This window comes from Parvibaculum sp., from assembly GCF_002684405.1.
In the GTDB taxonomy this organism is placed as follows: domain Bacteria; phylum Pseudomonadota; class Alphaproteobacteria; order Parvibaculales; family Parvibaculaceae; genus Parvibaculum.
This window is the reverse complement of the sequence record NZ_NYVD01000112.1, coordinates 1-9,135: the sequence shown is the minus strand read 5'-3', so window position 1 is coordinate 9,135 and position 9,135 is coordinate 1. Positions and strand designations below refer to the sequence as shown.

General features: G+C 62.6%; 7 protein-coding genes and 1 pseudogene. 5 read left to right on the top strand and 3 right to left on the bottom strand.

Annotated features, from left to right (window positions below; genetic code table 11):
- The 4 genes from CMI59_RS10370 to lpdA all read left to right on the top strand — a co-directional run.
- Positions 1-2,918, top strand: a 2,918-nt coding sequence (locus CMI59_RS10370) for a 2-oxoglutarate dehydrogenase E1 component (protein WP_293328151.1), incomplete at its 5' end; no start/stop codon positions are given.
- Positions 2,919-2,975: 57 nt separating this feature from the next.
- On the top strand, positions 2,976-4,289 hold the full coding sequence (odhB, locus tag CMI59_RS10365; protein ID WP_293328149.1) for a 2-oxoglutarate dehydrogenase complex dihydrolipoyllysine-residue succinyltransferase: 1,314 nt from the start codon (positions 2,976-2,978) through the stop codon (positions 4,287-4,289).
- 11 nt (positions 4,290-4,300) lie between these two features.
- A complete protein-coding gene (locus CMI59_RS10360) occupies positions 4,301-4,492 on the top strand; it encodes a hypothetical protein (protein ID WP_293328147.1) in 192 nt (63 codons plus the stop codon).
- 2 nt (positions 4,493-4,494) lie between these two features.
- Entirely contained in the window at positions 4,495-5,913 is a 1,419-nt protein-coding gene (gene lpdA / locus CMI59_RS10355) for a dihydrolipoyl dehydrogenase (RefSeq protein WP_293328145.1), read from the top strand.
- Between the two features lie 6 nt (positions 5,914-5,919).
- Here lpdA and CMI59_RS10350 read toward each other — a convergent pair whose 3' ends face one another.
- Genes CMI59_RS10350 through fsa form a run of 3 tightly spaced genes read right to left on the bottom strand, consistent with a single transcriptional unit; the run spans position 5,920 to position 8,324 of the window.
- Entirely contained in the window at positions 5,920-6,918 is a 999-nt protein-coding gene (locus CMI59_RS10350) for a tyrosine recombinase XerC (protein WP_293328143.1), read from the bottom strand.
- A complete protein-coding gene (locus CMI59_RS10345) occupies positions 6,891-7,625 on the bottom strand; it encodes a DUF484 family protein (RefSeq protein ID WP_293328141.1) in 735 nt (244 codons plus the stop codon). The genes CMI59_RS10350 and CMI59_RS10345 overlap by 28 nt, the downstream gene beginning before the upstream one ends.
- A 42-nt stretch (positions 7,626-7,667) precedes the next feature.
- The gene (fsa, locus tag CMI59_RS10340) at positions 7,668-8,324 is read right to left on the bottom strand and encodes a fructose-6-phosphate aldolase (RefSeq protein ID WP_293328139.1); all 657 of its coding nucleotides are present in this window, start codon (positions 8,322-8,324) and stop codon (positions 7,668-7,670) included.
- A gap of 166 nt (positions 8,325-8,490) precedes the next feature.
- Here fsa and CMI59_RS10335 point away from each other — a divergent pair.
- Positions 8,491-9,135: pseudogene (locus CMI59_RS10335) on the top strand (primosomal protein N'); the annotation flags it as partial.

Here is a 9,135-nt window from a genome sequence, read left to right as displayed (position 1 = left end):
TGGAACGCACTTCCTTTCTCTACGGAACGAATGCCGGCTTCGTCGAGGAGCTCTATGCGCGTTACCTGAACGACCCGGCGTCGGTCGATGCGGAATGGAAACAGTTTTTCGACGAACTGGACGATGAGCGCGAGAACGTCCTGAAGGAAGTTCGCGGCGCCTCGTGGCAGCGTGACGACTGGCCTGTCTCCGCCAACGGCGAGCTGGTGAGCGCGCTGGATGGCAACTGGCCCGCCGCCGAACAGAAAAAGCTCGCCGAGAAAGTGGCCGCCCGCGCGCCCGCCGGCACAAGCGAGGAAAGTGTGCGCAAGGCCACGCTCGATTCCATCCGCGCCATCATGATGATCCGCGCCTATCGTATCCGCGGTCATCTGGACGCGAATGTCGATCCGCTGAACCTCAGGCCCCAGTCGCTGCATCCCGAATTGCAGCCCGAGACCTATGGTTTCGGTCCGGACGACATGGACCGGCCGATCTTCATCGACTACGTTCTGGGGCTGGAAACGGCGACCGTGCGTGAGATGCTCGACATTCTGCAGCGGACCTATTGCGGAACGCTGGCCGTTGAGTTCATGCATATCGTCGATCCGGAAGAAAAGGCCTGGATCCAGGAGCGCATCGAAGGCCCGGACAAGGAAGTCACCTTCACTGAAATGGGCCGGAGCGCGATCCTCGAAAAGCTGATCGAGGCGGAAGGCTTCGAACGCTTCTGTGCGGTGAAGTACACGGGCACCAAGCGTTTCGGTCTCGACGGTGCGGAGGCGATCATTCCCGCGCTCGAACAGGTCATCAAGCGCGGCGGCGCGCTGGGCGCGCGCGAGGTCGTGTTCGGCATGGCGCATCGCGGCCGTCTGAACGTGCTGACCGGCGTGATGTCGAAGCCCTATCGCGCGGTGTTCCACGAATTCAAGGGCGGGTCCTCGACACCGGAAGACATCGACGGCTCGGGCGACGTGAAATATCACCTCGGCGCCTCGTCGGATCGCGAGTTCGACGGCAACAAGGTGCATCTGTCGCTGACCGCCAACCCGTCGCATCTGGAAATCGTCGATCCGGTGGTGCTCGGCAAGGCGCGCGCCAAGCAGGACCAGCTTTACGATCGTGACCGCACGACGGTGATCCCGCTGCTCATCCATGGCGACGCGGCCTTTGCGGGCCAGGGTGTGGTGGCCGAGTGCCTCGGCCTTTCCGGCCTCAAGGGGCATCGTACCGGCGGCTCGATCCATATCATCATCAACAACCAGATCGGCTTCACCACGAGCCCGATCAACAGCCGCTCATCGCCCTATCCGTCGGATGTGGCGAAGATGGTGGGCGCGCCGATCTTCCATGTGAACGGCGACGATCCGGAAGCGGTGGTGCATGCCGCCAAGATCGCGACCGAATTCCGCCAGCGCTTCAACAAGCCCGTCGTCCTCGACATGTTCTGCTATCGCCGCTTCGGCCATAACGAAGGCGACGATCCGAGCATGACGCAGCCCTTGATGTACAAGAAGATCAAGGACCATCCGACGACCTATGAAATCTATTCCCGGCGTCTGGTCGAAGAAGGCCTGATGACCGAGGAAGAAGTCGATGAAAGGCGCAAGGCGTTCCGCGCCAAGCTCGACGAGGAATATGAAGCGGTTACCGGCTTCCGTCCCAACAAGGCGGACTGGCTGGACGGGCGCTGGTCGGGTCTCAGCAAGGCCGAGGGCGAAGCGCGGCGCGGCGACACTGCGGTGGATATCGAGACGCTCAAGCGTGTCGGCAAGCGCATCGCCTCCGTGCCGGACGACTTCCACATCCACAAGACCATCGGTCGTCTCTTCGATCACCGCAACAAGATGATCGAAACCGGCGAAGGGCTCGACTGGGGCATGGCCGAGCAGCTTGCCTATGGCACGCTGGTGGATGAGGGCATCAAGGTGCGCCTTGTCGGTCAGGACTCCGAGCGCGGCACCTTCGCGCATCGGCATTCGGTGCTGATCGATCAGGAGAACGAAGATCATTTCGTGCCGCTGAACAATATTTCCGAGAACCAGGCGGAGTATGAAGTCGTCAACTCCATGCTGTCGGAAAACGCGGTGCTGGGTTTCGAATATGGCTACAGCCTGGCCGAGCCCAATGCGCTTGTGCTCTGGGAAGCGCAGTTCGGCGATTTCGCCAATGGCGCGCAGGTGGTGATCGACCAGTTCATCTCGTCCGCCGAGCGCAAATGGCTGCGCATGTCGGGTCTGGTGATGCTTCTGCCGCATGGCTATGAAGGCCAGGGGCCGGAGCATTCCTCCGCGCGTCTGGAGCGCTATCTGCAAATGTGCGCGGAAGACAATATGCAGGTGGTGAACATCACCACGCCGATGAACTATTTCCATGCGCTGCGCCGTCAGGTGCATCGCAACTTCCGCAAGCCGCTCATCGTCATGACGCCGAAATCGCTCCTGCGTCACAAGCGCTGCATTTCGCGTCTCGAGGAATTCGGCCCCGGCTCGTCCTTCCATCGCGTGTTGTGGGACGATGCGGAGATGCTGCCGGATCAGAAGATCAAGCTGGTCTCCGACAAGGAAATCAAGCGCGTCGTGATGTGCACGGGCAAGGTCTATTACGACCTTTACGAAGAGCGCGAGCGGCGCGAGATCAACGATATCTACCTGTTGCGTGTGGAGCAGCTCTATCCGTTCCCGGCCAAGTCGCTGATTACGGAACTGTCGCGCTTCCCGCAGGCGGAAATCGTGTGGTGTCAGGAAGAGCCCAAGAATATGGGCTCCTGGACCTTCATGGAGCCGAACATCGAATGGGTGCTCGACCATGTTGGAGCGCGCTACCGGCGTGCGGAATATGCCGGACGTCCGGCATCCGCCTCCACGGCGAGCGGACTCATGTCCAGACATAATCAGGAACTCAACCAGCTTCTGTCAGAAGCGCTCAAGATCGATTGATGCCGCCCGCCGCTTCTCTGGTTGAAGCGGGACCGGCCGTCCGAGAAAGGCAGTCAGATGTCGACCGAAATTCGCGTGCCCACGCTGGGCGAATCCGTCACCGAAGCCACCGTCGCCCAGTGGTACAAAAAGCCCGGCGACAGCGTGGAAGTGGATGAGCCGCTGGTCGAACTGGAGACCGATAAGGTGAGCGTGGAAGTGCCCGCGCCGTCTGCGGGTGTACTGTCCGAAATCAATGTGGCCGATGGCGAGACGGTGGAAGTCGGTGCGCTTCTCGGCATGCTGGGCGAGGCCGGCTCCGAGGCGAAGGCGCAGCCCAAGAAAGACGACAAGAAGGACGAGAAGAAAGAAGAGCCGAAAAAGGCCGCTGCCAAGGAAGAGCCGAAGAAAGAAGAACCCAAAAAGGAAGCGCCCAAGAAGGAAGAAGCTGCTTCCGCCAAGGCCGATACGGGTGCGGACGCGCTGTCGCCGGCGGTTCGCCGCATCGTCGATGAAAACAATCTCGACGCTTCGGCGATCGAAGGCACCGGACCGGGCGGACGCATCACCAAGGAAGATGCGATGCGCGCGGTCGAAGGCGGCGCCTCTACGCAATCGGAAACGAAACCGGAAGCAAAGCAGGCGACAAAGCCCGCCGACGCATCTTCCGTGTCTGCACCTGCCGATCAGAGCGCGCGCGAAGAGCGCGTGCGCATGACGCGGCTGCGGAAAACCATCGCTTCCCGCCTCAAGGAAGCGCAGAACACGGCGGCCATGCTCACCACCTTCAACGAGGTGGACATGACCGCGGTCATGTCGCTCCGGAGCGCGCACAAGGATCTCTTCGAGAAGAAGCACGGCGTGCGGCTCGGTTTCATGGGCTTCTTCGCGAAGGCCTGCATCCATGCGCTGCAGGAAATTCCGGCCGTGAATGCCGAGATCGACGGCGACGACCTGATCTACAAGAACTACTACAATCTCGGCGTGGCGGTCGGCACCGAAAAGGGGCTTGTCGTGCCGGTGGTCCGCGATGCGCAGGATCTGACCATTGCGGGCATCGAAAAGACGATCAACGATTTCGGGCGCCGCGCGCGCGACGGCGACCTGAAGCTCGACGAGCTGCAGGGCGGCACCTTCACCATCTCCAATGGCGGCGTCTACGGTTCGCTCATGTCCACGCCGATCCTGAATGCGCCGCAGTCGGGCATTCTCGGCATGCACAAGATCCAGGAACGCCCGATGGTGGTGGATGGCGAGATCAAGATCCGTCCGATGATGTATCTGGCGCTTTCCTATGACCATCGGGTCGTGGACGGCAAGGAAGCGGTGACCTTCCTGGTGCGCGTGAAGGAAAGCCTGGAAGACCCGCAGCGCCTGCTGCTGGACCTTTAAGGGCGGAACGCATGATCCAGTTCACCGAGGTTTCTTCCGGCGAAGCCGTCTGGGTAAATCCGCAGATGGTTGCCTATGTGAAATCGGGTATCGGTGGACACACCGTCATCTGCTTTGCGGCGTCGGATGGCGGCGGGGATCTCAGCGGTATTTTCGTCAAGGAAGCGCCGGAAGAAGTGTGCAAGAAGCTTGAGAAGGAATGACCATGGCTGATGCGTATGATCTTGTCGTGATCGGTGCGGGCCCCGGCGGCTATGAATGCGCGATCAAGGCCGCGCAGCTCGGGCAAAAGGTCGGCGTGGTCGAAAAGCGCGACGCGCTGGGCGGCACCTGCCTCAATATCGGCTGTATCCCTTCCAAGGCGCTGCTGCATGCGTCCGAGCTTTTCGAGGAAGCCGGTCACAAGTTTGCCGATATGGGCATCAATGTCGGCACGCCGAAGCTCGACCTGAAAAAGATGCTCGCCTTCAAGGATGAGGCGATCGACGGCAATACCAAGGGCATCGAGTTCCTCTTCAAGAAGAACAAGATCGACTGGCTGAAAGGTGCGGGCAAGATCGTCGCGCCGGGCAAGGTCGAGGTTGCCGGCAAGGACGGCAAGCAGACGGTCGAGGCGAAGAACATCGTCATCGCGACCGGGTCCGACGTGGCGAAGCTGCCGGGTGTCGAGATCGACGAAAAGGGCGTGGTGTCGTCCACCGGCGCGCTTTCCCTCTCCAAGGTGCCGGGCAAGCTCGTCGTCATCGGCGGCGGCGTGATCGGCCTCGAACTTGGCTCCGTCTGGTCGCGTCTCGGCGCGGAGGTGACGGTCGTCGAATTCATGGATGCGATCCTGCCGGGCATGGATGGCGAGGTCTGCAAGACCTTCCAGCGGACGCTCAAGAAGCAGGGCTTCACCTTCAAGCTCGCCACCAAGGTGACGGGCGTGGCCAAGCAGCGTTCCGGCTATAAGGTGAGCGTGGAACCGGCCAAATCCGACGAAAAGGGGGGCGGCGACGGCGAGACGCTCGATGCGGATGCCGTGCTCGTCTGTATCGGCCGTGTGCCCTACACCGAAGGGCTCGGGCTTGAGGAAGCGGGCGTCGAGACCGATGAGCGCGGACGGGTCAAGGTCGACGGCCATTTCAAGACGAATGTCGACGGCATCTATGCCATCGGCGATGCGATCGCCGGTCCGATGCTGGCGCACAAGGCGATGGATGAAGGGTCCGCGCTGGCGGAAATGCTCGCCGGCAAGAGCGGCCATGTGAACTACGGCACCATTCCGGGCGTGGTCTATACCGCGCCGGAAGTGGCGAGCGTCGGCAAGACGGAAGAGCAGTTGAAGGCCGACGGCGTCGAATACAATGTCGGCAAGTTCCCCTTCACCGCGAATGGTCGCGCCAAGGCGAACAAGGTGACCGACGGTTTCGTGAAGATCATCGCCGACAAGAAAACCGACCGCGTGCTGGGCGTTCACATCATCGGCGCCAATGCGGGCGAGATGATCGCGGAAGCCGTGATCGCGATGGAGTTCGGCGGATCGTCGGAAGATATTGCACGGACCTGTTTCGCGCATCCCACCATGTCGGAAGCGGTGAAGGAAGCCGCGCTCGCCGTCACCGGGTCGCCCATTCACATGTGAGGGGCGTCAGCCCTTCGCTCTCGGATGCGCCTTGTCGTAGATGTCGAGCAGGCGCTGGCTTTCCACTTCCGCGGAGATCTGTGTGGTGGAAAGGCTCGCATGGCCGAGCAGTTCCTGGATAGCGCGCAGGTCTCCGCCCGCCGCCAGCAGATGCGTGGCAAAGGAGTGCCGCAGCGCATGCGGCGTCACGCTGTCGGGCAGGCCGAGCCGCAATCTCAAATTCTCGATCGAGGCGCGTACCTGCCGCTGGCCAAGCGCGCCGCCGCGCGTGCCGACGAAGAGCGGGTCTTCCGCGCTCAGCGCATGCGGGCAAAGGGCGAGATAGGTGTCTACCGCGTCGCGCGCGACGGGAAGCAGGGGCACGATGCGTTCCTTGTTGCCCTTGCCGGTGACGCGCAGCGTGCTCGCGAAGGGCACGTCGCCGCGTTTCAGGGACAGCGCCTCGGCGATGCGCAGGCCGCAGCCGTAAAGCAGGATCAGGATTGCCGTGTCGCGCGCGCCCTGCCAGGGCAGGCGTCCGGCATCCTGCGCTTCGTCGATCAGTGCGCGGGCATCGTTTTCGCTTAAGGGTTTGGGCAGCGCATGGGGCAGTTTCGGCCCCCGCATCGCCATGACGGGCGTATTGGTCAGGATGCCGGCGCGCTCCAGAAAGCGGAAAAGCGATTTCAGGCTTGAGAGCGTGCGGGCGAGGCTGCGTGGTTTCAGGCCTTCATTGCGGCGTTTCGTGAGAAAGGCGCGCAGGTCGCGCGTTTGCAGGTTTTCAAGCTCCGCCAGGCCGGGGGTGCCGCCCAGATGTTCACACAGGAATTCGAAGAAACGGGTCACGTCCCGATGGTAATTGGCCAGCGTAGCGGCGCTTGCGCGCCGTTCCGAGGCGAGATGCGCATACCAGCTGCGCAAGGCGCGCCGCGCGTCTTCGGACGCAGGGATCGCTCTGGCGGCATCGTCAGGGGAGAGGGCGGGCGTGGCGCCGCCGGTCAGGATTGCGGCGGCAGGTCGAGCCATTGGCGCACGCAGCGCTCCACGATGCGGGCGAGGAACTCAAGCAGGTCCGTACCCTGGTCGGGGTGAAACTGGTCCGGGTTGAAGCCGCCAAGCGCGAGCAGGCCGGGCGGTGTTGCCGGCGAAAAGTCGAGGCGCACCAGCGCTTCGGCATGAACTTCCTCGGCGAGATGGCCGTAAAGGCTTCGGCTTCCGGTGACATTGCCCGCGAGACGGTGCATGCAGCCTTCGCCCAGAATGCGGTCCACGCCGTCGGTCTCAAGCACGCGGACGCCGCGAATGCCGATCCCGGAGACACCGTTCGTGGTTTCGATGCAGAGCGCGGCGGCGCGCACACCGAGCATGCGGGCAAGGCCGTTCTCGTCGGTGACGAACTCGATCAGATGCTCGAAGCTTTTCGTGTCGAGCAGCGTCAGCGCAACCTGATGGACCTGGTCGCGGGCAAGACTGTTCAGCGAGGAAGCTTCGATCAGCTCAGCCTGGATCTCGCGCAGCGTGCGGATCCGCTGCTGAAGTCGCGCAATCATGAAATGCTGCATGTCGAGCACGTTGCGCCCCGTCGACTGGGACGGCGGCACAAGGGTCTCGATCAGTTCGGGATCGTTGGCGAGAAGCTCGGGATGCTGACGCAGATAGGTCTTCACCTCGTCCACGTTCAGCGTCGAGGCGCCGATCAATTCCGCTTCTGGCTGGTCGCTGTATTGGCTCATGACGACAGCATCTCTCCACAACCCTACCGACAGGTTACCCGATCAAAGAATTTTTTGTCCCGTCTTTGCCCAATCGGCCAAAAACTGTTCAAGGCCCTTATCCGTAAGCGGGTGCGCCACAAGGCTTTTGAGCACCGCGGGGGGAACGGTCGCCACATCGGCACCGGCCAGGGCGGCGTCTTTCACATGGTTCGGATTGCGAATCGATGCCGCCAGAATCTCCGTCCCGAATTCGGGATAATTGTCGTAGATGGTGCGGATGTCCTGGATCAGTTCCATGCCGTCGAGATGCATATCGTCGAGGCGGCCGATAAAGGGCGAAATGAAGGTGGCGCCGGCCTTGGCGGCCAGCAGCGCCTGGTTGGCGGAGAAGCAGAGCGTCACATTGACCATATGGCCTTCATCGGTCAACGCCTTGCAGGCTTTCAGCCCGTCCCAGGTGAGCGGCACCTTCACCGCGATATTTTCGGCGATGGCGGCGAGCTTGCGGCCTTCCTCGATCATGGTCGGTGCGTCGAGCGCGGTGACTTCCGCGCTGACGGGGCCTTCCACCACGCCGCAGATTTCCGTCACCACGTCGATGAAATCGCGGCCCGATTTGGCGATCAGCGAAGGATTGGTCGTCACGCCGTCCAGAAGCCCGGTTTCGGAAAGTTCCCGAATGGCGTCGATATCGGCCGTATCCACAAAGAATTTCATCGTCTGATCCTGTTGGCGGAAGGTCTGCGAAAGGATTTCTGTTGTGCCGCGTCGGCCCTCCATGCGCAAGAGCGCGCGTTTGCCAAAGAGGTTAACGGAGGCGCCTTTTTTGTCATGTGTTGCTCTCCCTTGCCGCGACTCGCATTCGGCCCTACTGAATTGAGGCATGTCCGCTCCTTCGCATGAGGGGGCCCGCGCCGTCAGCGTGCTGATCCCGCTGGCGCTGCCCGGCCCCTATGATTACGACCTGCCGCCCGGCATGGCGGCGGAGGAGGGCAGCTTCGTGGTTGTGCCGCTTGGTCCCCGCGAGGTGCTGGGCGTGATATGGGGCGAGGCGAGCGGCGAGGTCGATGCAAAGCGGCTGAAGCCCGTGTCGGAGGTTATCGACGATGTGCCGCCCATGCCCGCCGTGCTGCGCCGTTTCATCGACTGGGTGGCGGGCTACACGCTCAATCCGCGCGGTTCGGTCCTCAGGCTGGCCATAAGGGCGCCGGGCGCGCTGGAACCGGCACGAACCCGCATTGCCTATCAATTGACCGATCGGCGGCCCGCCCGCATGACCTCGGCGCGCGAGCGGGTGATCGCAACCGCTTCCGACGGGTTCCTGCGCACCGTCAGGGAGCTGGCGGAAGAAGCCGGCGTTTCGGACGGGGTGGTGCGCGGGCTTGTCGAGGCGGAGACGCTGGTGCCGGTGGAGCTGCCGGCGGATGCCCCCTTCGAGGATCCCGACCCGGATGCGCAGGGGCTCGAGCTGTCGCCGGAACAGGCCGAGGCGGCAAATTGTCTCGTCGCGCGCGTCCGGGAGGGCCGG